Annotated in this window: 20 protein-coding genes and 2 pseudogenes; 8 read left to right on the top strand and 14 right to left on the bottom strand. The window is 48.8% G+C overall.

Translation table 11 applies throughout. The features are described 5' to 3' along the window. Positions 1 to 233: 233 nt before the first annotated feature. From DB847_RS04795 to DB847_RS04740, 13 genes and pseudogenes are all read right to left on the bottom strand, one after another. Positions 234 to 3,451 (bottom strand): annotated as a pseudogene (locus DB847_RS04795) (type I restriction endonuclease subunit R). Beyond that, on the bottom strand, positions 3,451 to 3,681 hold the full coding sequence (locus DB847_RS25405) for a hypothetical protein (protein ID WP_234418516.1): 231 nt from the start codon (positions 3,679 to 3,681) through the stop codon (positions 3,451 to 3,453). The pseudogene DB847_RS04795 and the gene DB847_RS25405 overlap by 1 nt, the downstream one beginning before the upstream one ends. 590 nt (positions 3,682 to 4,271) lie before the next feature. Beyond that, entirely contained in the window at positions 4,272 to 4,838 is a 567-nt protein-coding gene (locus DB847_RS24755) for a putative DNA binding domain-containing protein (protein WP_199911726.1), read from the bottom strand. Beyond that, positions 4,838 to 5,530: an AlbA family DNA-binding domain-containing protein gene (locus DB847_RS24750; RefSeq protein ID WP_199911725.1), complete on the bottom strand. Its 693-nt coding sequence runs from the start codon at positions 5,528 to 5,530 to the stop codon at positions 4,838 to 4,840. Before DB847_RS24750 ends, DB847_RS24755 begins: the two co-directional genes overlap by 1 nt. Positions 5,531 to 5,553: 23 nt before the next feature. Then, positions 5,554 to 6,459, bottom strand: a complete 906-nt coding sequence (locus DB847_RS04785) for a COG2958 family protein (RefSeq protein ID WP_108649678.1) — start codon at positions 6,457 to 6,459, stop codon at positions 5,554 to 5,556. Beyond that, positions 6,456 to 7,910, bottom strand: a complete 1,455-nt coding sequence (locus DB847_RS04780) for a restriction endonuclease subunit S (protein WP_108649677.1) — start codon at positions 7,908 to 7,910, stop codon at positions 6,456 to 6,458. The genes DB847_RS04785 and DB847_RS04780 overlap by 4 nt, the downstream gene beginning before the upstream one ends. Next, a complete protein-coding gene (locus DB847_RS04775) occupies positions 7,900 to 9,615 on the bottom strand; it encodes a class I SAM-dependent DNA methyltransferase (protein ID WP_108649676.1) in 1,716 nt (571 codons plus the stop codon). The genes DB847_RS04780 and DB847_RS04775 overlap by 11 nt, the downstream gene beginning before the upstream one ends. A gap of 297 nt (positions 9,616 to 9,912) precedes the next feature. Then, positions 9,913 to 10,503, bottom strand: coding sequence for a recombinase family protein (locus DB847_RS04770; protein WP_108649675.1), 591 nt, complete (start codon positions 10,501 to 10,503; stop codon positions 9,913 to 9,915). 416 nt (positions 10,504 to 10,919) lie between these two features. Continuing rightward, the gene (locus DB847_RS04765; RefSeq protein ID WP_108649674.1) at positions 10,920 to 11,486 is read right to left on the bottom strand and encodes a YagK/YfjJ domain-containing protein; all 567 of its coding nucleotides are present in this window, start codon (positions 11,484 to 11,486) and stop codon (positions 10,920 to 10,922) included. 192 nt (positions 11,487 to 11,678) lie between these two features. After that, positions 11,679 to 12,050 carry a hypothetical protein gene (locus DB847_RS04760; RefSeq protein ID WP_108649673.1) on the bottom strand — a complete coding sequence of 124 codons (372 nt, stop codon included), beginning with the start codon at positions 12,048 to 12,050 and terminating at the stop codon, positions 11,679 to 11,681. Positions 12,051 to 12,053: 3 nt separating this feature from the next. Then, positions 12,054 to 12,194 (bottom strand): helix-turn-helix transcriptional regulator, encoded by a 141-nt coding sequence (locus DB847_RS26545; RefSeq protein ID WP_407644453.1) that lies wholly within the window; start codon positions 12,192 to 12,194, stop codon positions 12,054 to 12,056. Positions 12,195 to 13,341: 1,147 nt separating this feature from the next. Next, positions 13,342 to 13,878 carry a hypothetical protein gene (locus DB847_RS04745; protein WP_108649671.1) on the bottom strand — a complete coding sequence of 179 codons (537 nt, stop codon included), beginning with the start codon at positions 13,876 to 13,878 and terminating at the stop codon, positions 13,342 to 13,344. 70 nt (positions 13,879 to 13,948) lie between these two features. Continuing rightward, positions 13,949 to 15,247: a tyrosine-type recombinase/integrase gene (locus DB847_RS04740; RefSeq protein ID WP_108649670.1), complete on the bottom strand. Its 1,299-nt coding sequence runs from the start codon at positions 15,245 to 15,247 to the stop codon at positions 13,949 to 13,951. Positions 15,248 to 16,220: 973 nt separating this feature from the next. Between DB847_RS04740 and istA the strand changes: the two are divergent. From istA to DB847_RS04725, 3 genes and pseudogenes are all read left to right on the top strand, one after another. Then, positions 16,221 to 17,766: pseudogene (gene istA, locus DB847_RS04735) on the top strand (IS21 family transposase). 9 nt (positions 17,767 to 17,775) lie between these two features. Then, on the top strand, positions 17,776 to 18,531 hold the full coding sequence (gene istB / locus DB847_RS04730) for an IS21-like element helper ATPase IstB (protein ID WP_108649424.1): 756 nt from the start codon (positions 17,776 to 17,778) through the stop codon (positions 18,529 to 18,531). Between the two features lie 55 nt (positions 18,532 to 18,586). Further along, positions 18,587 to 19,480: a helix-turn-helix domain-containing protein gene (locus DB847_RS04725; protein ID WP_108649669.1), complete on the top strand. Its 894-nt coding sequence runs from the start codon at positions 18,587 to 18,589 to the stop codon at positions 19,478 to 19,480. 90 nt (positions 19,481 to 19,570) lie between these two features. On the opposite strand, the gene DB847_RS04720 is transcribed toward DB847_RS04725, so the two are convergent. Further along, entirely contained in the window at positions 19,571 to 20,104 is a 534-nt protein-coding gene (locus DB847_RS04720) for a hypothetical protein (RefSeq protein WP_108649668.1), read from the bottom strand. A 370-nt stretch (positions 20,105 to 20,474) separates the two neighbouring features. Here DB847_RS04720 and DB847_RS04715 point away from each other — a divergent pair, with 370 nt between their 5' ends. The 5 genes from DB847_RS04715 to DB847_RS26540 all read left to right on the top strand — a co-directional run bounded on the left by DB847_RS04715 (position 20,475) and on the right by DB847_RS26540 (position 22,890). Continuing rightward, entirely contained in the window at positions 20,475 to 20,984 is a 510-nt protein-coding gene (locus tag DB847_RS04715; RefSeq protein ID WP_159084407.1) for a common pilus major fimbrillin subunit EcpA, read from the top strand. A gap of 71 nt (positions 20,985 to 21,055) precedes the next feature. Further along, on the top strand, positions 21,056 to 21,940 hold the full coding sequence (locus tag DB847_RS04710; RefSeq protein ID WP_108649240.1) for an IS982 family transposase: 885 nt from the start codon (positions 21,056 to 21,058) through the stop codon (positions 21,938 to 21,940). A 2-nt stretch (positions 21,941 to 21,942) separates the two neighbouring features. After that, positions 21,943 to 22,068, top strand: a complete 126-nt coding sequence (locus DB847_RS25940; RefSeq protein WP_267897741.1) for a hypothetical protein — start codon at positions 21,943 to 21,945, stop codon at positions 22,066 to 22,068. Between the two features lie 137 nt (positions 22,069 to 22,205). Continuing rightward, positions 22,206 to 22,574 (top strand): hypothetical protein, encoded by a 369-nt coding sequence (locus DB847_RS04705; protein ID WP_108649666.1) that lies wholly within the window; start codon positions 22,206 to 22,208, stop codon positions 22,572 to 22,574. A 16-nt stretch (positions 22,575 to 22,590) separates the two neighbouring features. Continuing rightward, positions 22,591 to 22,890 carry an EcpB family pilus assembly chaperone gene (locus tag DB847_RS26540; RefSeq protein WP_108649665.1) on the top strand — a complete coding sequence of 100 codons (300 nt, stop codon included), beginning with the start codon at positions 22,591 to 22,593 and terminating at the stop codon, positions 22,888 to 22,890. The last annotated feature ends 52 nt before the right edge of the window (positions 22,891 to 22,942 follow it).

The following is a 22,942-nucleotide window of genomic DNA, read 5'->3' as shown; positions in this document are numbered from 1 at the left end:
GATAGCCCCGTTCGCTCCCAGGCCTCAGCCGTTAAACTCTTCACACCGAAACTCATTAATTCGACAACAAACCCGCTCAAGTAATCGCTCAAAGTGCGACTTATGTCCTGATTTATTCAAAACACCCCAAGCGTTGTCCAGGTCAGATAAATCATCATGCTTGCCCTGAGCAAATTAACCTAACAGCAGAACAGACTCTTCTACCTCAGGAAAGCTCATAATAAAGTCGGCACTCAGCGCTCGCCCCAGCTCCCCGCCAGGGCCTCGGCCTGCTTGAGAACCAAGTCCACCGACTCGGTGTACTCCTGAGTCTCAGGATCATCGGGCGGGTACTTCCAGCGCCGCAGTAGTCGCCGCACCAAGTTACGCATCCGCGCCCGTACACTCTCGCGGTTTTGCCAGTCTACAGTAGCTGACTTACGGATCTGCTTGGTGAGCTCAATCGCCAGGCTTCTGAGGTTATCGTTGCCCATCTCCCGTACCGAGGCTTCATTGCGGATCAAAGCATGGTAGAAAGCAATCTCATCCGGATTGAGATTGAGCTGGTTCATCAGATCGGCATCCTTGGCCATATCCTTGGCCATCTGGATCAGCTCCTCAATCACCTGTGCGGTCTCAATTCCCCGGTTATGGTACTTACGCAGGGTCTCCATGATCCGGTCCGAATACTTCTTCTCCTGGACCACATCGGTCTTAAGCCGCGCCTTCACCTCATCTTTGAGAAGCTTCTCCAAAAGCTCAACCGCCAGGTTGCGCTGCGGCATGCTTTTCACATCTTCCAGGAACTCCTCCGACAACAGGCCGATGTTAGGCTTTTCCAGGCCTACCATAGAGAAGAGATCATCTACCCCTCGGCGACAATCGCATTATCGATGATCCGCTTCAGGGCTGAGTGCTTCTCCTCTTCACTAAGCTTTTTATCCACCGAGGAGTGCTTCAAAAAGGCAGTCTTAATCGCCGAGTAGAAGGCGATCTCTTTGCGATACTCTGCCACTTCATCCAGGGTGTTACAAAGGCTGAACGCCTTGGTCAGCGCCGCCATCACATCCAGAAAACGCCGCTTGCCGTCTCTCTCCCCTTTTGCATTAGTGAGACCAGAGAGGTGATTTACTGCACCCGGCAATAGCTGAATCGCCTTAGTTTCAAACTCATCCAGGTAGTCAAAGGTGTTGCCATCGACCAGGGTGGCAAACATGCCGCGCACCACATCAATCTTCTCTGCCAGTACAGAGAACGCCTCATGGCTGTCGACAGTTGGCTTCCCCTTACCCCGAGAGCCGGTATAGGTATGCAGAGCACTCTTAAGCTCGTTGGCAATCCCAATGTAATCCACCACCAGTCCGCCCGGCTTGTCTTTAAACACCCGGTTCACCCGGGCGATAGCCTGCATCAGGTTATGGCCCTTCATCGGTTTATCGATATACATGGTGTGACAGCTGGGCGCATCAAAGCCGGTCAGCCACATATCCCGCACAATCACCAGCTTCAGTGGGTCATCCACCTTCTTGTAGCGTGCCTCGAAGCGCTTTTTCTGCTTCTTGTTGTAGATATGCGGTTGTAGCTTGGCTTTATCGGAGGCGGAGCCCGTCATCACTATCTTGATCGCCCCCTTCTCGGGGTCCTCATCATGCCAATCAGGGCGCAGGGCCACGATCGCATCATAGAGATCGACACAGATATCCCGGCTCATCCCAACAACCATACCTTTGCCGGGGAAGGTCTCGGTACGCGCCTCAAAGTGCTTTACCAGATCCTCTGCAATCTGTTTGATGCGAGGCTCTGCGCCCACCAGTTTCTCCAATGCCGCCCACTGGGATTTAGCCTTCTCCCGGGATGAGAGCTCCTCCTCATCTTCCAGGACATCATCCACTTCATCGTTCAGCTCTTCGATTTCATCCTGGTTGATATCCAGCTTAGCCAGGCGAGACTCATAGTAGATGGGCACTGTCGCACCATCCTCCACCGCATCCTGAATATCATAGATGGAGACATAATCACCGAACACCCCACGGGTATCCTTGTCATCCAGTGAGATGGGGGTCCCGGTAAAGCCGATAAACGAGGCTCCCGGTAGTGCATCGCGCATATATTTGGAGTAGCCAAACACATAGCGGTGTCCGGTCACATTCCCCTGCTCATCCTTGGTTTCGGTGAGGCGGGCCTTGTTACCATACTGGCTGCGGTGCGCCTCATCCGAAACCACCACAATATTGTTTCGCTCCGAGAGTATCGGGTGCGCCTCTTCATTATCCAGCAGTGAGAACTTCTGCACCGTGGTAAAGATGATCCCGCCGGACTGACGGCTGGCAAGCAGATCACGTAACGCATCACGATCTGCTGCCTGCTGCGGCAGCTGTTTGAGGGTCTCCTGCGCCATGCAGAAGGTGTTATACAGCTGGCCATCCAGATCATTACGGTCCGTCACCACCACCAGCGTCGGGTTATTGAGCTGTGGCTGCTGCAGCAATTTGCTGGCATAGCAAACCATCGAGATGCTCTTGCCCGAGCCCTGGGTATGCCACACCACCCCTGCCTTGCCCGAGCCAGGCTCGATGTTGCTGGTGGCAGGCAGCAATTTGCCGCTAACCTCTTTATTGGCTGCCACCACAGTGGCCTTGACCGCCTCACGCACTGCATGGAACTGGTGGTAACCAGCGATCTTCTTGATGATCTCGTTGCTGTCACTCTCAAACAGCACAAAGTAACGGATATAATCGAGCAATAGCTCTCTGTCAAAAAAGCCTCGCACCAGCGTCTCTAAGCGATACTCCAGCAGCGGCTTATCCTGCTCGTTGCTGATAGTACGCCAGGGCAGAAAACGCTCCTTATTGGCGGTCAGCGAGCCGATACGCGCCGTCCAGCCATCACTCACCACCAGCGCCTCATTAAACACAAAGAGATCGCTTATCTCCTCTTTGTAGGTCTGCAGCTGGTTATAGGCATGCCAGATATCCGCCTGCTCATCGGCAGGATTTTTTAGCTCTATCACCGAGATCGGCAGACCGTTGATAAACACCACCAGATCCGGGCGGCGATTGCCCTTGGTACCAGTGATGGTGAACTGATTGACCACCAAGAACTGGTTGTTATCCACCCTATCAAAGTCGATCAGCCGAATATGAGTATGCTTGTTTTCGCCGCTCTTAGGGCAGGTATACTCAACCGGGTAGCCCTCGATCAGCCACTTATGAAAGGCGCGGTTGCTCTTAATCAGAATCGGCGACTCAGGCTCAACCACAGAATTCACCACCAACTGCAGGGTATCCGATGGTACTTCGGGGTTAATCGCTTCCAGCCGCTCCAGCAGGCGCTCTTTCAACACTACCTGGCGGTAATCCTCCCGCTCCGGTCTTGGACCATCAGGCTGGATGTCATAACCTAACTGGTATTCGTAACTCAGTTCTTTGAACCAGTCGATACACAGCAGCTCAAGTTGGTTTTCGGTAATCATTAGTTACTCTCATTCTGTTGGGTCTGGTCCAAAGTACCATTTTCAACGGTGCTATAGCCCTGCTTAGGGTCAGTCTTAAACTCAGGAAAAGCCAGGCGTAACTTGCCCTCATCAACCAGGCTTTTCAGGTACTGCTGGCGAATTGCACTCGGGTTTCTCTTTAGTAGCTCACCAAGCGAAGCAATCGATACATAGTGCCCCCGGCAGACATTCAAAATAGCCTCGCTCATCAACTCCTTAGATAGTCGCTTTTTCTCCCGAGGAGCCTTAGCTAAACGGTATTGTGCATCTCTAAACTCGGACTCAAGCATAGTAACAGAGTCAATAAATGGGAGGTCCAGATGCTCAGTAAGCAGCCGTCCGAATGAATCTCTATTCTCAGTTTTTAATTCGTGACTACCAGCTGTGCTCTGAACATCACCAGAAAAACTAGCTCCGTTATATGTGAAGCTGGCACCACTATGTGTGAAGCTCAGTCCGTTATGTGTGGAGCTCTGTTCATTATATGTGGAGCTATTTGAGGAGCTTGTCACATTAGAGGCACTGGCAAACACCTCTGATGGCGTCGGTAAAGCAACACCCGGAAGAGTGTAAGATTTGTGCCTTTGCTCCCCACTTGCAGCCAGAAAGCCATTCTTTACCAATTTGGGTAGCGTTAAGGTGACCTCTCGAGGATGCTGGCTTGTCAGCTGGCAAGCTCGCTCATGATTGACCCACCCTTCGATAGAGGCAGTCGCAATGATCAATTGCTCAAAATCTTTGAGGCCATCAAATTTATCACCAAATCGCTGATGCAGCTCAGACCTCACATCTTCTGAGATCAAGCTTGCAGTGGAAAGGGAGAGTAGAGTCTGAGCAGGGACTCCCGCTCCCATAACTTAGGTGTACGCCAGTTAACTGACTTCCAACCACTAAAGATCTTTGGCATGCCAGAGCCAGCCCGCTCTCCCAAGCCAATTAACAAAAACATCTGATGCAGGATCCGATTACGACAATCAGTGACACCTCCGGATATGACATCTGCGAGAGGGATCCGCATTAAGCCTGGATTGCGAAATCCAAACATATCCGGACGTTTCACCACCAGCACTGAAACCCGATCACTGAAGTCGGCATGCACCAAGGTATTAACCAGCGCCTCACGTAAGGCAACGTGCACAGGAGTATCCGATTTGCGTTGCCCACCCTCCAGCTTAAAGGGAACCTTTAGGTCTGCAGTGAGTTTCTGATACACCCGACGGTAAAAATCAAACAGATTGCCAGACCAGGTACCATCCGGACAAACACGATCAACCCATCGGTGCTCAGCCTGTGCTTCCGGCCTTTCCTGAAAATCAACAAAATAGTTTGGTGCTGCAGCAGTTATCGCCTCCCAGTTCCCGAACATCAAGACGCCAGCCAGAGTGATTCCCTCTTTACCTGTCTCTCGATCCTTACGCCATCCCCCACCTTTTTGAAGAGATCAAACAAGTCCAGATCGAGATAAGGATGCTGCGGCTTATGCGCCTCTAAGCGGTTACGATAGATTTTCAGGCTCTCAAGGCTAATATCGTCATTGAATGAGTAGTGCTCTGAAAGAACTTCATCATCACGGCTGTCATGCAACTGCTCTGCAAGCATCCGCTTAACAAACTGATCATCACAGCGACGATCCCCTTCATGCAGACGCAGATACGTATTCCCAAAGGGAGTCTTTTTCAGATAAACCGGCTTCTGCTTACGTGTCGCCGGTGGAATATGGATCGCTAAAACAGGCAAGCCTTGCATGGCCACCAGCTGAACATCCCTCTCAGAAATGACATTGACACTGACCCGATCCCGATCATTGAGTTGATTAAACAGATCGGTTTTCACCTTTTCAGGCTGCTCTACACCAACCGGAATAAACTCTCTATCATCACTCTCCCGCACACCAAGGATCACCCATCCGCCACGACCATTTGCCATCGCACTGTAGGTAGGCCAAAAATCTTTCGGCAGTGCTCCCTTCCCATCCTTACCACCAGCACGTTTAAACTCAACCTGCTCAGACTCCACCAGAGTCTCAAGATCTAAAATGTCGCGTATCGTGATTTGCATTTGACGACCAATATCCTCATAATTTATCGGTTCCAGGCTCTATCCAACAGCTTACCAGTCTGGTAGTAGATGCCGATCTGCTCGATATAGTGGTGAAAATCTCGGTTCTCCGCCACGATGCGATTCACCGACTGCCAGTCCACGCTACTACGTTCCCGGGCCGGGATCAGGATCTGGCTCTCATAGGGCTCCTCACTATTAAGCAGGATCACCCCGATGCCATGCAGGGCCGACAGCATCTGCAGCTCCGGCTCTACCCCATCGCGCAACCCGGTAGTCACCAGATATCCCAGGTTCGCCCAGCTGGAGTTGGAGACCGCCTGAAAAAAGCACTGCCGTACATTACCGATACTGAGATCTTTTTTTACCTCAAACGACCACAGCCGCGCCGAGCTGTAGTTGCCGTGACGCACACAGGTGCGCACCGCCTCATTCCAGCCCCGATCCAAAGGTTCAATCGCCACGATATCCGGGTGCAACCAGTGATTGCCTCCACTGCCCTTGCTGTTACGTGAGCGCTTCTCATCGATGCGCTGACAGTAAAGCTTATGCTCCTGCTGGAGATAACCCATCAACAAGGGGTAAAGATCATGCTCGCTGTGGGCCTGAGCCATCTCTGGCTCCCCCTCATCCTCAGCAGAAGGCTCCATCTCAGGCGTATCCTGCCAGAAGTAGAGGCGAGGTCGCGGCTTATCCCGAGTCGAGACTTGGGGGCACTTCTGCTTGGCGGTGACTGTGCGCTCCCCGCCAATCTCGGCGGCCAGCTGGGCAATCAGCGCATCCTCGGTCGCATAGCGGGGATTCTGCTGTTTGAGTGCCATCTCCTCGGGATAGCGACTCAGAAACTCCCGAGCCAGATCCCGGGCGCTGAACTGGCGCCCGGAGTTGGCCTTAAGGGTCTCAATGATCATCTCCACCCGGCTGGTCATTGACTTACCTCAACCTGCTGCTCGGCCTCTGGTAGAGTTAGCTCACCGGAGAGGAGTTTGGGCAGGAGGGTGTCGCGAAGGGAGGCTAATTGACTACATTCCCTATAACTACTGATCCATTTAGAATAAAAAGGATAAACAACTCTTTGATACTCTTTAATCAACTCGAAGGGTGGGACAACTGTCTTAATCTGCTCTATCCCCTTAGAGCTAATATTGGGCTGTGCACTACCTTGAGCAGCTCCGACAACCTGTTCGAAGATGCTATCTTTATTGACTAAGTTATATGTGAACCAACATGGGCTTGAGCTATCAACTTTTGACTCAAACTTCGCTACTCGCTGGTTGAGGTAAGCATCCCGGCCATCAGATACATAAATACCACTCTTACCCACAGTCGCACCTGTCATAGCCATCAAAAGATCACCATCTGAGAGCTTGAACCTTGATGCCGTATTCGCTATGTCATCATCAATACACTGACAATCGCTCGTATTAACTGTGCCTGCCGATGTAATATTTTTAATCTTGATAACTGGATTACCTTCATCAATAAACTGTTTACTCTTGAAGGCATACCCCCCTTTCGCGGATGCAATCTCCCCGAGAGATCCGACTTCCCACCCCTCCGGGATCTGGCCCAGTTCACTCTCCTGCAGTGCTGCGGGGAACAGCTCGGCGGTGGCTTTGAGCTCGGCGTACTGTTCGGGGCTGGAGGCCTCAAGCTGCGCTAGTTCATCGGCTGATTTGCCGCTGATAGCGGTCATTGCTGTCAGGGTGGCCTGTTCGGCGCTGCCGCCAGCTTCCAGGGTCTTAAGCTTGGCCTTGACCGGCTCAAAATCCACAAACCAGCTCTTAAACAGCGCCTGCGCCATCTGCTCCAGGGTCTGGTTTGTTTGGGTGTTGAGAGCTATTTTGTCATCGATTGATTTTAGGACACCTCCAATGGAGGCTCTTGAAGGACCTTCGGGATAATGAAACTCATATCCAAAGATATCTTTTAGCGTAATGCTCGCTTGGTTTGCACTACCTTGAGCTGTTGAAACAATGTAGTCTGAAAAGTTTTTATTTTTCAATAAATAATAAAGAAAAACCTGATCCTGTTGATGACCACTTTTCACCCTTAATCGAACAGCATTTTGATTCAGTAAAGAGTTATTAGCCACCTCAGGAATACAAACAGTTTTTCCAACAACCGATGCTGGATTTGTTGGCCAAGAACCAACTGTTGCGATAACAACATCTCCGGTTTCTAAAGATACAGCCTTCTGCTTGGAGGCTATGCTTTCATCTACATATTTTAAATCAGATATATCAACGCTATCTAAGGTGAAGTTACTAACACGAATAACAGGAGTACCTTCCCCGATATAATCCTTAGATTTAAAAGCAAAACCTTTCTGATGTTCAATAATCTGCTCTAAAGTAATCACAGGCCAATCAGCACTCATAACCCAACCCCTTCAGATTCACCTTGATCTCTGCTTCCAGGCGGTCGCTCTCAGCAAACTGCTCACTGAGTTTGGCAGTCAAACCTGCCATCTTCTCGGCAAAGGGGATGCCATCCTCCTCCTCCTCGGCGGCGCCCACATAGCGGCCCGGAGTCAGCACAAAGTCATGCTTCTCGATCTCAGCCAGTGTCGCCGATTTACAGAAACCCGCCACATCTTCATAGCCTACGCCGTTCACCTCAGCGCCGGTCTTCCAGGCATGGTAGAGATCAGAGACCTTCTGGATATCTTCAGCGGCAAAATCACGTAGTACCCGGTCCTTCATATAGCCAAGGTTACGCGCATCGATAAACAACACCTCGCCCTTGCGCTCGCGCAGCTGACGGCCAGCTTTGTCAGTGCGCCCACGCTTGTTCTTGGTCAGGAACCAGATACAAGCCGGGATCTGGGTGTTGGTGAAGAGCTGGCCCGGCAACGCCACCATACACTCCACCAAATCGTTCTCCACCAATGCGGCGCGGATCTCACCCTCACCGCCGGAGGTAGAACTCATCGAGCCGTTGGCCAGCAGCAGCGCCTGAGAGCCATCGGGTGCCAGGTGATGCAGCATGTGTTGCAGCCAGGCAAAGTTGGCATTACCGGCTGGTGGGGTGCCATATACCCAGCGCGGGTCGTTATCATCCACCCCGGCGTTCCACTCCTTCATGTTAAATGGCGGATTAGCCATGATGAAGTCAGCTCGCAGGTCCGGGTGCTGATCATGGGTGTAGGAGCTCGCTGGCTCAGTGCCGAAATTAAAGTCCAGACCTCGGATCACCATATTCATCCCGGCCAGCTGCCAGGTAGTGTGGTTGTACTCCTGACCATAGATGGAGATCTTCTGCTTCTGGGCACTGGCGTCTACATGCAGCTTGTCAGCGTGGTTCTCGATAAAGCGCTCAGACTGGACAAAGAAGCCACCTGAGCCCATCGCTGGATCGTAAACTCGCCCCTCGAAAGGCTCGATCATCTCAACAATCAGGCTAACGATTGACTTCGGCGTATAGAACTGGCCACCCTTCTTGCCCTCAGCCAGGGCAAACTGGCCTAGCATGTACTCATAGACATGCCCCAGAATATCCTTGCTGTTGAGCGAGTCATGGTTAAAGGGGATGGTTGCGATGAGATCGATCAGCTCCTTTAACTTGCTCTGGTCGATCTTGAGCTGCGAATAGTGCTTATTGAGAAAGCCCTTAAGAGCTGGGTTATCGCGCTCCAGGGCATCCAGGGCGTTATCTATCAGGTGACCCACAGAGGTGATCTTCTTGCTCTTGCCGCCACTTTCCAGCTCACAACCACCGATCGCCAGTGGCGCCTTATCCTGCAGGAACTTCCAGCGTGCCTCGGTCGGTACCCAAAACACATTCTGCTCCCGGTAGTAGTCACGCTGCTCCAGCTCGATCTCAAGCTCCTGCTGGTACTCTTCACCCTCAATGCCACCCTCAAAATCAGCAGGGTCCAGGAAATACTCATGCCCAGGATTTTGAAAGTCGGCCTTGATCTCATCACGGCGCAGGCTAAAGGAATCGGTCACATATTTGACGAAAATCAACCCCAACACCGCGTGCTTATATTGGGCTGCATCCAGGGTGGAGCGCAGCTTATCGGCGGCCTGCCACAGCTTGGCATCCAGTGCGTTGAGAAACTGTTGTTCTTGATCGTTCATAAAAAATCCTGCTGATTGTTGCTGGGTCGCTTAGGGCCACCAGCTGCTAGTAAAAATCGGTGCAGCTTCCTGTCTGCGACGCCATACAAGGGATCATGAGTGCCGCTATAGGGACAATTGAGACTGTATGGGACTGGATTATATAATGAAATGCCCCAGGCAAAGCATGACCTGTCACAATATGAGGCTTTGAAAAGTGAGAAGTAGCGCGATCGCCCGAAGCTAAATCTGTATGGCCGCCATGATATGTCGCAGCCCACGACAGGTCCATACTGAATAGATTCACATGTACTAAAATCAGGCAGATGACTGAGCACCATACCTGCTACTCCCCAAACCCTGCTTAATTAGCCTATAGACTGTCGAGCGCCCAAGTCCGGTCTGCTTACAGATCACCGGTACCTTCACGCCATGGCTATTCATGGTAAGCACCATTTCCACCAGCTCGGAAGCAACTGGGGCTCTTCCCTTATAGCGCCCTTCAGCTTTGGCTCGCTCGATACCAACCCGCTGGCGCTCCAGCATTGTTGTGCGTTCCATCTCAGCACAAGCAGCCATCACATCCAGGATCAACTTACCTGAGGATGATGTGACATCAATGCCACCCAGCTGATCAACCACCAGCCGAACTCCACGTACTTTGAGATCAGATGCTAAACCTGAAACCTCTGAGGTATTGCGGCCCAAGCGGCTCACCTCTTTGACGATCAGGCTATCCCCTTCAACCAACCTCTCAATGAGCTTACTGAAGACCGGCCGCTCCATCGACTTACCGGAAAACTCCTCAGTAACTATCTCATCGTGGGAGTAGCGCTCCGCCAGATAGTCAGCCTGTTGCTGAACATGCTGCTCGGTGGTCGATACCCGAGCGTAAATATAGGTTGTCACTCTTGTGTACCTCTTTTGTCCCTATGAATACTTAGAGTTAATAGAGAATCCATTCAATGTAACCCGTCTCTTTGAAAAAACAAACCCCATAGAGACAATCAGTGGAATCCCTTTGAGGGACGGTCTAAAGAGACCCATTTTGCCCCTTTTGAGGGACTGACCACCCGAAGCTTTATAACCACCGCACATACCCACGAATCCCTAACTTACTAATTAACAATGCCATATAATCGCGCGCACGCCCGCGCGCGGCGATCCAGAGTTTCAGCATGTGATCATTTCATTACCGGCCTCGTGTGATTTTTTGAGGCTCCAGCCCTTTAGATACAAGGCTCTTAGGGGATCAGGGGCGCATTCCAAAGGCTATTGTGATCCCCATTAAGTGATCACTTTTTTTCGTGCAGCAAGAAAAGTGATCATGCGGGGCTTTTGAGCCGGCTTGTCTGATAATCCTTCACTTGCTTTCCCCTCTTTCTCTTGCTGTAGTTTTTGGCAAGATAACTCAGCCGGTAGACTACCTTCTTGATCTCATCATCTCGTTGGCGGTGAATTAGGTAGTAGCAGTTTTTAGGGGTATAAGGCTTAGGATTTCCCAAAGCGCACCAGATCTCTTCAACCATCTCAAGTAGTGAAGATGGATAGTTCACTTTATGGCCGTTAAGCATCAAGGCATAGTGGTAGTGTTGAGCAATAGCATTGACCTGCTCTCTGACCCATGCGTATCCAACCTCTCCACCATACTTCTTCTTTAGCCGCTTCGATAATCGAGCTTGAAACAGACTGATGATCCCATTATTTGAGCTGTACTCTGCCAGGTGTAGATCAAACCGAACCACCAGCACTCTTGAGTAACGAAGAAGCATCATCTCCAGCTGATCAATGACCCGTTGCATGATTGATCGGCGAAGTCCATCTGAAAATGACATGACTGGCCAGAACCATCCCCGATAATCAAATAGATCAGCCTCATGAGTGACAGCCATAAAACCCCTAAATAATATGAATATCCTGCGACTAAAAAACGAACAACCAAGACCTTTCGCTAAGCCCGCTGCGAACTTCAATAGATGCGTCAGGCAAAAACGTGGAAGAAAACCACAGACATGTTTTCATTTTGTTTCACCACTTTCACTAAAAAAGAGCTGAACATGTCAGCCCTTTAAAATTAAACAGTGTTAAATTGTAAGTGGATTATCTTTAATCACCTTTAGATCTTTCAATACGGCGATAATAATTCGCAAGAACATTATAAGCAGTTCGTTACAAGGTGACGCTGATTCAGTAGCCTGGGATTTATAAGCTGTCTGTCTCAACTCAGAGTTGATTCTCACATCTTTCATCCAACTACTGAGAGTGGTCGTAGGAATCTCTAGCCCACTAGCAATATTCTTTAGTGTTGGAGAACGACCGAAGCTGTCCACTTGCTTCAATCTCTTTAAAGCATATTCTACACAGTGCTTTTTGAATGAATCAGGATAGCGTTTCCTTTTTGATGTTTTGGCTTCCATACAACCCATTCCTATATTAATGTTATTATTAACAAACATACATTATTTCCTTGATAACCAGTTTAAGTAATCAGTCTCAGACCATCCCATGGTTCGCCCTCCATACATCAAAGGCTTTGGAAAGGCACCTTTTTTCACCCAACGATAAAGGCTTGGGCGGCTAACACCGAGGAGATGAAGCATCTCGTTAATCCGAATTAGCCTGCGAGAGCAATAAATTTGCTCAACTTCTCTGTGCTTAGACAGAAAAGGAGGGTGTTTTTTCATTTTATAATCTCCTTGACTATTAAATAATAGGAATGTAACTGGGGTAATAACTGCTCAGCTCATTCTAAATAAGAGAGCAAATCATTACTAAAGCATATCCACACCTAGACTAATCATTGAAATTAGGCAGGTTGATATCCCTGATATACTCAGGTGCATTATCTAATCGTGAATAAACGATATGCTTTAGTAATGGGTTGTCAATTATGATGAAGCGGATTTAAAGCTTATTTCCTATCTTCAACCCATCTTAATAAATCAGAAAGCCGCCACCCTACGGAATTACCAACTGGGCTGATTTTTATGCGCCGTGGAAATTGACCTATCTGCTCTAGCTACCAAGCTCTAGTTCGAGATATCTTTGTAAGATAATAACGCTCCTCATCTCTCACTATACGATCTAAATCTAAAATACGTCTCATTGTTCCACTATCAATCGTCTCCGTTCGATAGAGCGCATAATAGTTATTGAGAGGGGCATTATCAATGTGTGGTTAAAAAACACGCAAAGCCACGGAGTGCATAGATAACCATCTTGACTACATAAAAAAACACAATTAAAGAAATACGAAGGGGACGCCATAAAAATCAAATGCAAATACCAAAATCGACCCCAACTGAACAAGTTTTTAACCTATTGTTTTTTAAAGCAATTTAGTTCAAAAAAAATTACCCCATGTCTGTTGATAGCCCTAAAAAGGCGTTACAGAGAGAGCTGCTAGCTCTGTATATCTCTCTATAGTCGCAATGATTGTATACATTTAAAGCAAATTGACACTCCGACATCAGAGCAAAGAACCGGAGTAGAGGAAGTAGACCTGAGATCGATATCTCTGAAAATAGGGTCGTGATGTGAGCAACGCACTATGGCTACAGAGAAGATGGAAGGATAGAGACCCAGAGCTGACAACCATCAGTAGGATAAGAGAAGAACTCCACAGCATGGAATCCATATCAGAGCCTTATAAGTAGGCTCATCAACGAAGTGTCATGAGCAAGCCAAAACGGACACAGGTATGGCTTGGCCATTACAAACCCAATTAGCCCGTGCCATATTTTTCTCCTATCCAAAGAGATCAGCGTGCATGTTCCTGAAAACCACAGCCCTCAGTGCATCATCATCATTTGTAAACGCATAAAAGAGTGACAGCCCTGTTCTTTCCTTACTGCAATACAAAGGCTTTCCATCAGGCATCACCTCCCTGCCCTCATCAAAGTAACTAACATCTCCCAGCACAGATGCATAAGTGCGAGCCCCATCCACTACACTAAAAACCACGACAGAGTAGTCATGCCTGTAAACTCTTTCATCACCTAGATATAACGGCTCGTTACTCCCCTCTAAATAGATAGGAAAATCAACAAGCTCAACACCAACAGGGGCTTCATCCGTATCCATAAACAGTGCAATGCCAACCCTATCATTACCTATGTTGGACTTCCCTGCCTCTGTGCTATAGACCAACATGTTGTGTTGCTTATTAAAACCGTTCACCCCTTCACGGATCATATTTCTCGCAGCTTCTAGCCCGTGAGTCTCTATTGTTAAGGAGTCTTTATTAAAGTCGTAGATGAAATTTTCAGGCATTACATCTTGCATGATTTATCTCCACTTATAAGGTGTAACCTTATCTCTTAATGGAAATCACCACTGAAGCGCAGCTCAGTGATCACTTTCCAAAGTTTACAGCGATGACATTAGACTCAGAGCTTTCACATTGATCATTCGCAATCTCTCGCTCCACCAGCTCTCCCCATTGCATCCAAACAGCCCTGCATTTTTCAGAGTGTTTGCTACGATGGTAAGTCCTGATGAGCTTGTTTTGTGGCTGGTGGTTTAGGCATAACTCAATGATCCTCTCCTCTGCACCTATCCGTTCCGCCCAGTTAGTAGCAGCGGATCTTCTCAGGTCATGGATCGTAAAATGCTCCATCTCGGGAAGCTCACGCTCTCGCAGCCTGGTAAGAGCACGCGTTACCGCATCTGATGTAACTGACTGCCCCAGTCTCTTATCTGATTCAAAAACAAAGTCACATCCAGGGCTGGATATGGAGTGCTGTTGATGGATAATTTTAAGAGCCAAGGGGCAGAGGTAAACCGTGTGGGCCTTTCCATTCTTAGTCTCTGGTATTGTCCATTTTTCACCCTCAAGCTGACTAAAGCGCATTTGAACCACTTCACTTCTTCGACACCCTGTCAAAATAAGTATCCGTAGAATATTGCCTATTGAGAGGCTTAGGATTACAGATCGAGGTATCCCTTCTCGCTGCTCTCCGAGCTCTTCTATGGTTCCCCACAGCCTCCTCAACTCAGGAATAGTCAACCAGCGCTCTCTCCCTAATCCGACTGAAGCCTTAAAGTCTTTTGGTCGTAGTAATCTAGCTGGATTCAGGTTGACCCAGTGACGAGCTAACGCGAAATCCAGGCAGAGGTTTAGTGTTGATAAAGCCTTACGCGTTTCTTCTTTGATCCCCTTACTCCGCATATCTTCAAGAGCTTGAGAAAGGTGAGCAAGGGTTAGATCCTCAAGCCGAATATCCTGAAGGTGTTTAGAAAGATGAAGCCGCCAGCGGTCGCCATGCCTTTTAATCGTATCTGGCTTTTCTTCTGCTGCTTGTTCAAGATACTTTAGCCAATGTTCAACTAGAGCCCCCATAGTTATCACAGACTCATTCTTCGCCTTCTCAGCCTTCCGGTGCTGCCGCGGGTCAATTCCTTTTTGAACCAAAAGGACAGCGTCCTGATGAGCCTCTCTCGCTTTAGATAGGCTTAATGCCGGATAGGAGCCTAAGTTCATTGCATGCTGCCTGCCCGCTATCCTGAACCTATAGCGAAACCTTGGCTTTTTCCCTTCTCTAAGCTCAAGTACAAGCCCTCCACCATGCTTCGAATATACTGAGATAGCTTTACTTTTTATTCCTTCAGGAAGCTCTAGGGAGGAGATTTGCCTATCTTGCTTAATCATCATCGATGAGTTCACTTTTTCACCATCTATATGTTTTGGGGGTACACTCAGGGGTACACAGAATGCATTATATACAGTGAAACATCATGGTACCAGATGAAACAATGAAACCATGGCAATCCCTTTGTTTTCAGTAGGTTATAGGCACAACGTGATAAATGATGAAATGTGATAAAACCATCTAGCAGCTCGCTCCTAAGGGCAAGGTCGGACGTTCGAATCGTCTCGGGAGCGCCAAGAATTTCAAGGGGTTACAACGCATCGCGCTGTAACCCCTTCTTCATTTTTGAGTTAGGGGTACACACCTGCAAAAGTGTAATGATGGCGAGTACACCTTGCTCCGGTTATAGAGCTACAGTGATATTGAAAAGATAGCCATGCTTGCCTCTGAAAATACCTTCTGGGACCATATACACTGCACACAGGACGATTCATACTTCTGAGTCATAGGGTTGATAATCCCTGTCATTTATTAATCACTTAAGCCAATGTAAGGGCTACATGAGCTCTATGCTTTGAGTTAAGGGATAATTTACCAAGCAGATCCCTGACAGGTGAATTAGGGATTTGAGTGCTTCGGAGAAATAATGAAAGAGCCAGGTACACATAAGCACCTAATTCGCTCTATTGCACTGACTGGATTTTTACCTCTTCTGGAGAAGTACAAAATCTCAGCTGAGCCTTTATTAAGTAGAGTGGGCTTAAGCATCCAGGATTTAGAGCAAACCGAGAGATTTATCTCTGCGTTTTTTGGTCCATCGCGATCACCCAATAAGATCGATAGCGATCACTGAATAATATCGATCGCGATCGCTCAATAATATCGATGGCGATCACTTTTGAGTTTTATATTATTGGGTGATCGGCATGAATATTATGCAGTCCCGACCGAAATGTTATTCATTTCAACTCCCGTTTCGCAGGTGTTTTTTTAACCGGCTATGCTCTCTGTTTGACCTCGAGCGGAGAGCCAGCCATGCCAACGGTGCATATCACCATGCGAAAACTCAAAGAGATCCTCAGACTCAAGTACCAAGGCGGCCTGAGTCACCGCCAGATCGCAAGCAGCCTGTCTGTGTCTCCGTCGACTGTGTCCAATTACTGCAAAAGGGCCCAACAGATGGGGCTATGCCAATGGCCTCTGCCTGCTGAGTGGGATGAAGAGCGGCTGCGCCGTGAGTTCCTTGAGACCCGGATCACGGTTCGTCAGACACCTCCTCTGCCGGATTGGGCCGTGGCCCATCAGGAGCTCAGACGCAAAGGGATGACGCTACAACTCCTGTGGGAGGAGTATGCTGAGCGACATCCCAAGAACCACTACAGCTATAACCATTACTGCATGCGTTATCGTGAGTGGCGTAAATGCCAGTCTCCCTCAATGCGTCAGAGCCATAAAGCCGGTGAAAAACTGTTTGTTGATTACTGCGGTCCAACCGTGCCCATCGTGGATCCGAGGACTGGGAGGAGCGTCGGGCTCAGATCTTTGTCGCTGTGATGGGTGCATCCAGCTACACCTACGCCGATGCAACCTTGAGTCAGGGGCTGGAAGACTGGGTGATGAGCCATAAACGGGCCTTCGAATTTCTGGGGGAGTACCAGAGATGATCGTTCCGGATAATCTCAAAAGCGGAGTCAGTAGAGCGTGTCGCTACGAGCCAGATCTCAATCCTACCTATCAGCAGCTGGCTGCACACTATGGTGTTGCAGTGCTTCCTGCCCGTCCTTACAAGCCCAAAGATAAAGCCAAGGCTGAGGTGGGCGTGCAGATCGTTGAGCGCTGGATCCTGGCAAAACTGCGCCATGAGACCTTCTTCAGTCTGGCTCAGCTAAACCAGCGGATCGGGGCTCTGCTCACCGAGTTGAACAATCGCCCGTTCAAGAAGCTGCCGGGAAGCCGTAAATCACAGTTTGAATTGCTAGACAAACCGGTGCTCAAATCGCTGCCTCAAAACCCCTATCAGTTCACCCGGGTGAAGGCGGTTCGGGTTCATATCGACTATCACATCGAGCTCGACAAGCACTACTACTCGGTTCCCTATACCCTGCTCAAACGCAAGCTTGAAGCGCATATCTGCGACAACCTGGTACGGATCTATCATGGTGGTCGCTGTGTCGCGACACATCCACGCAGCTATCAGCAGGGAGGGCAAACCACCCACCCCGATCATATGCCGGTCGCACACCAAAAGCAGATGCAATGGACCCCGGGACGCTTTCTGAACTGGGCTCAGGAGATAGGCCCCTCCACGCTTGCGGTGATCAAACAGCTGCTCTACCGAAAGTCCCACCCGGAGCTTGGATATCGGGCCAGCCTTGGGATCCTCAACCTGGAAAAGCGATATGGACGCCCCCGCTTAGAAGCGGCCTGCCAGCGAGCAGACCGAACGGGCGTTTACTATCAGAAAGGGATCCGCTCCATCCTGGAAAAGGGGCTGGATGGCCAGCCACTGCCCGAAACTCAGCCGGATCGTCTGGCGGAGCTCACTCACCTCAATATCCGTGGCTCAGGCTACTATCACTAAGGATCAAAGATGACAGAACAACTCAAACAGCAACTTCGGGAGCTGAAACTAAGTGGTATCCGGGATGCCCTGGAAAGGCAACATCAGCAACCCGGGCACTACCAGGAACTCGGGTTCGAAGAGCGACTCAGCCTGCTGCTGGAGCAGGAGCTGACGGATCGGTCTCAGCGGCGGATCGAGCGCCTTATCAAGCAGGCCCGATTCCGGCTGCAGGCAAATCTGGAGCAACTGGATTATCGAAGTGATCGCGGCTTGCATAGAGCCCAGATCCGCTCACTGGCAGAGGGATACTGGCTTAGCCTGGGGCAGACTCTGATCCTGACCGGGGCGACCGGGTGCGGGAAAACCTATCTGGCCTGCGCCCTGGGCCATCACTTCTGTCTGCAGGGACTCGGGGTTCGCTACTTCCGGTTTAAAGAGCTGCTGGAGCAACTGCAGCTGGCTCAGGCTGATGGCAGCTATCGAAAGCTGATGGTTCAGTTGAGAAACACGCCGCTTCTGATCCTCGATGACTGGGGACTGGAGTCGCTGAATGCGCTTCAGCGTAGCGATCTACTGGAGTTAATCGATGCTCGCCATGGTCACGGAGCCACACTGATCGGCAGCCAGCTTCCGCTGGAGCACTGGCACACAATGATCGGTGAATCAACCCATGCGGATGCGATCCTGGATCGTCTGGTTCATGGAGCGATCCGTGTAGAATTATGCGGAGAATCGATGAGAAAAATCACCGCAGAGTTGACGGATGCCGATCACTCAGGGTAAAAAATAACCCAGTCTGTGAGACGGGATGTTGAGGTGATCGACATCATATTATTCGGTGATCGCCATCGCGATAATACGCATTATCTCTCACCACTCCTTTTGTAGACTGCTGGAACTCGCCGCTCAGAAAACTGGAGAGCCCTGTTTTGGAGTCGAGCTGGCAAAATCAGATCGACAGCTAAAGTTTAAAGAACTGGCAATTGCTCTGGCCCTGCAGAGTAACCTGAATGATGCCCTCAACTACCTACTACAAAATATTGGAATTTATGCCACCGGAATTGAGCTCACCCCAAAAGTTGAAGAAAACTGGATCAGCATCCAGTTCACCCTTGCCTTTGAGCATCAAGGCTTAAAGCTGGATCAGATCTATCAATGTATGGTGGTTCGTTCAAAATTCTTAGTTGAACGATTACTCGAAAAATCCAACGATATCCAGATGTGCCTCACCCAGGTCAATCCTGTGAATTCAAAGATAGATATCAGTCAGATCCAGTTCGGCGCTGATTTCAATGGTCTGAGATTGCCCCTTGCGCTCCTGAATACTTCTATTGGATTACGCCGTGATATCATTGAAGAGGTCGTGCTCAAAAAGATCCAAGATATCAGTGAGGAAGCTCCTCAAAACCTCAACTCTCAAATCAAACAGGCTATCATAGATCTCCTCCCTACGGGGGAGTGCTCCCTGACTCAAGTCTCTCAATCAATAAACATCTCAACACGCAAACTGCAGCATTACCTGCAGCAGGAAAAACTAAGTTATAGCACTATCCTGAAGTCCGTTCGCCTTGAAGAGTCCTGTCGCCTACTCCTCAACTCAGAAAAAACAGTGGCGCAAATCGCTCTATTAGTGGGTTTTACCGATATATCGTCCTTCACCCGTTTTTTTAAAAACAACAAAGGCACTACACCTCTCAAGTGGCGCAAAGAGAAGCAAATCCCCCATATATAACCGATGGACTGAGATGTGAGACTGGCTTGAGTAGCCATACGACAAACTAATCTCTGGATGTATAGGAAAGAACGAAGTGTCCAGATGACATCAAGCTACAATATCGGGATCTTGCTTCCCATCATCCAGGATCCAAAGTGTGCGAAACCTGGCAATAATCGTCTGAGTAAACATATAGCTTCCTTTAGAGTAGGCACTATATCTATTTTTAAGTTTTCTTACTCTAACTGTCAGCTCTGTACCGCCATCATCCTCTCCAACTGACAATTTCTTCCATTTTGTACTCAGCTGTTTGTCCTCTAAGACCAACTGTGCCCCCAGTTTTTCCTGTGATAAGCCAAAAACCCTCAGCTGAATATCTTGTCGGCTCTGAAGCGCAAAGTAGTTTACCGTGGAATTTACCCTCTGCTCCTCCACCCAAAAGAGATTACTATTGATAAATTGATGTTTCAGCAATGCATCTCTACTAACCAGTAGGTTATTGACTGGCATAATGGTCAGACTATCATTAACCTCCTTGATAGCCGTAACAGACCACTTGGCTCCGCCCGCAGACAAACGCCCTGCCGCATGAACAGAAAACGAGAGAAGGAGCATAACAACAGTCGCTTTAAGCTTATCCATAGATTCCTTTCATTTTTTAATCCATAAACAGACAAGGTATAAGTCATCACTTTAAATGCTCTACAAGCTCAATAGACTTAAAATGGATGACTCATACATTATGTTTGGCATTAACCGCTTTACCTGTAGCCATAGCTAGTACCTGCCCTTTAATAGCCCTACCCTCCCCAATAAGAGACTCGGACGAACCTCTTTGTCAGTTTGCTGAAGATATTAGCCAATAAGCTTGGTGCACAAAATAGAAAATATACTGTATGCGCAAAATGCCAAAAATGATGTACGAATGGTCATAGCCAGCATTCTCCCTGTACATATAATGCGCTCATCAAATCCAACTGTAGTTGATTTCATATTTCAGATAGGTAAAACGATGAGAAAATATTTACTCCCCTTCGCAGCAACTTTGGCCTTGGCAACCACCAGCCTTACCTACGCCGCAACACCTGATTCAAGTATCACTAAAGATAGCGATACGGTAACCTGGAAAGTCTCTGCACTGAAGGATGACTCTGCACGCCTGATTGTGGTGCCTAACGGTGATATTGAGTTCAAATATCTGCCAAAATCCAAAGCATTCAATGTCAGTGATGCCGCATTCCATGTTGAATTGGACAACAGTAACCTGACCAATGTAACCGGGTTTAAGTTAGAGGCGCAGATGGGGAACCAAAACTCAGTGGCCAGTCCAAACAATGCCCGAATGACTGTCGACCTCTACGCTAACGGCAGTAAACTGCAAAATGGCTCATGGGTCTCCCTGGTTGATACAGCCAATGACGTTGCTTACGACGGACTTGGTGATCTGGATGGACAAAATAGTTCAACCCAGAGTGGTAACTCCTCTTTCCAGGCGATGCTGAGTAACCTGAGCTGCGCATAAGAGGGGAACTAAAAGCCCAAGCTGCGATCTGATCGTTTGTCCAGAACCATCAATCGCCAAGGAGCTTGGGCATGATCAATTTAGAAGCTATTTTCGTTGATGTCGATGATTTCTGTCAGGTCTTTCTACCCGCTTGGCAAAAACAGCAGATCTCCTTAGGTGTGAAGCAGCGGAACAGACCCTCTCGCCTGGCTGTCAGTGAAGTGATGACCATCGTCATCGCATTCCATCGCTTGGGATTCCGAGACTTTAAATCCTATTATCTTCAGTTCGTATGTAAGTACTGGAAAAGCGAGTTCCCCGGCCTGGTGAGTTACACCCGGATGTTGAAATTGATGCAAACGACCCTTGTCCCTTTGTGCTCCTATCTCACCCACAGACAAGCAAAACCTACTGGGATTGCATTCGTCGACTCAACAAAACTTCAGGTTTGCCATAACCTTCGCATCCCTCGACATCAAGTATTTCAAGGTGCTGCCAAGCGTGGCAAAGGAACCATGGGGTGGTTTTATGGATTTAAATTGCACCTTATCATCAATGATCAAGGTGGTGTTATCTCGGTCAAATTAACCCCAGCCAATGTTGATGACAGAACTCCTCTTCCTGAAATGTGCGAGCAGCTCTGGGGTTCACTCTATGGAGATAAAGGCTATATTTCAGGACCACTTGCAGAAGAGCTGGCAGACCAAGGGGTCACATTAATTACCAGCATCAGGAAGAATATGAAACCAAAGTTGATGCGGCTATGGGATAAGCTGATGCTTCGCAAACGCTTCATCATTGAAACCGTCTTTGATCAGCTGAAGAACATCTCTCAGATAGAACACTCACGGCATCGTAGCTGCGTCAGCTTTATGGTGAATCTCCTTGCTGGCCTCATTGCATATACCTTCCAGGAAAAGAAGCCGAGCATCCGAATGTCTCGGCTTGAAAAGGAAGCGCTTATGCAGATCTGAGGTTGAGTAACTTCACAGATCCTCAAGGGCTCAATGTTGAGGCTTCAGAGATGCCGTCTGCAACCTATGTGGGAACCGTCAGTGCAACCTTTAAAGCTACCTGGGAAGTTGACGGCGGCCAGATCTAACTCTTCGAACTACTACACACCTCTCTACTTACTGTTGTGATCTTGGTCAGGCTGAATCCACAGCCTGACCTCTTATTGCTGGAAAATTCACTTCAAACAGCTTAGAGCCGGTTTTTACTGGCCTCTGAGGAGATATTATGCGACTCAAAACTCTACTGTTATCGGGACTTCTGTGTGTATCCAACCTGGTATTGGCTGTTGGCCTCAACACCACAACCCTAATGATGAACCCGCAACAGGGTAAGATTGTCCAGGATGCAGAAAACACTGACACCAAACATGCACACCTGATCCAGGTCAATGTGATCGCAGTAGACTCTCCCTATACCCTCAATCCGCTTCCTTACACCGATAAAAAAGAGGTCTTGTGGACCCCGGCCCGGGTTCTACTTCCTCCGGAAAATCAAACTCGATCACTTTCTTTTATCAGGGCCCCGGGACGCACAGGAGCGCTACTACGCAATACAGTGGACCGACTCCGTCATCTCGGGCAAGCAATCAGATAATAAAAAATCTGCGACCGTGCTGGCCAAGGCAACCGTATCTACAGTTCTAGTCGTCCATCCGACAAAGGCTAAGCTCAGCTATCACTATGATCCAAAAACAAAAGCCCTGAAAAACACCGGTAACACAGCTCTGAAAACTGTGGCCTATGGGGATTGTCTGAAGCAGCCCAAAGGAATAGCCCATAAAAAGTGTCAGCAAATCATCTATCTAACTCCAGGCAAGAGTACTCACTACTCAGGAATAGATCTGACAGCAGCCGGTAGTTCCCTGGGTTACTGGTCTAATGAACAGTTAGTCTCCATCCCGCTGGACTAGCCTTTTTCTTCCAGACCCGACCTTCACTCATACTCTAATGACACGATCAGCT

It is taken from the genome of Dongshaea marina, from assembly GCF_003072645.1.
GTDB classification, from domain to species: domain Bacteria; phylum Pseudomonadota; class Gammaproteobacteria; order Enterobacterales; family Aeromonadaceae; genus Dongshaea; species Dongshaea marina.
Note: the sequence above shows the minus strand (reverse complement) of the source record. Positions and strands in the feature narration are given on the sequence as shown.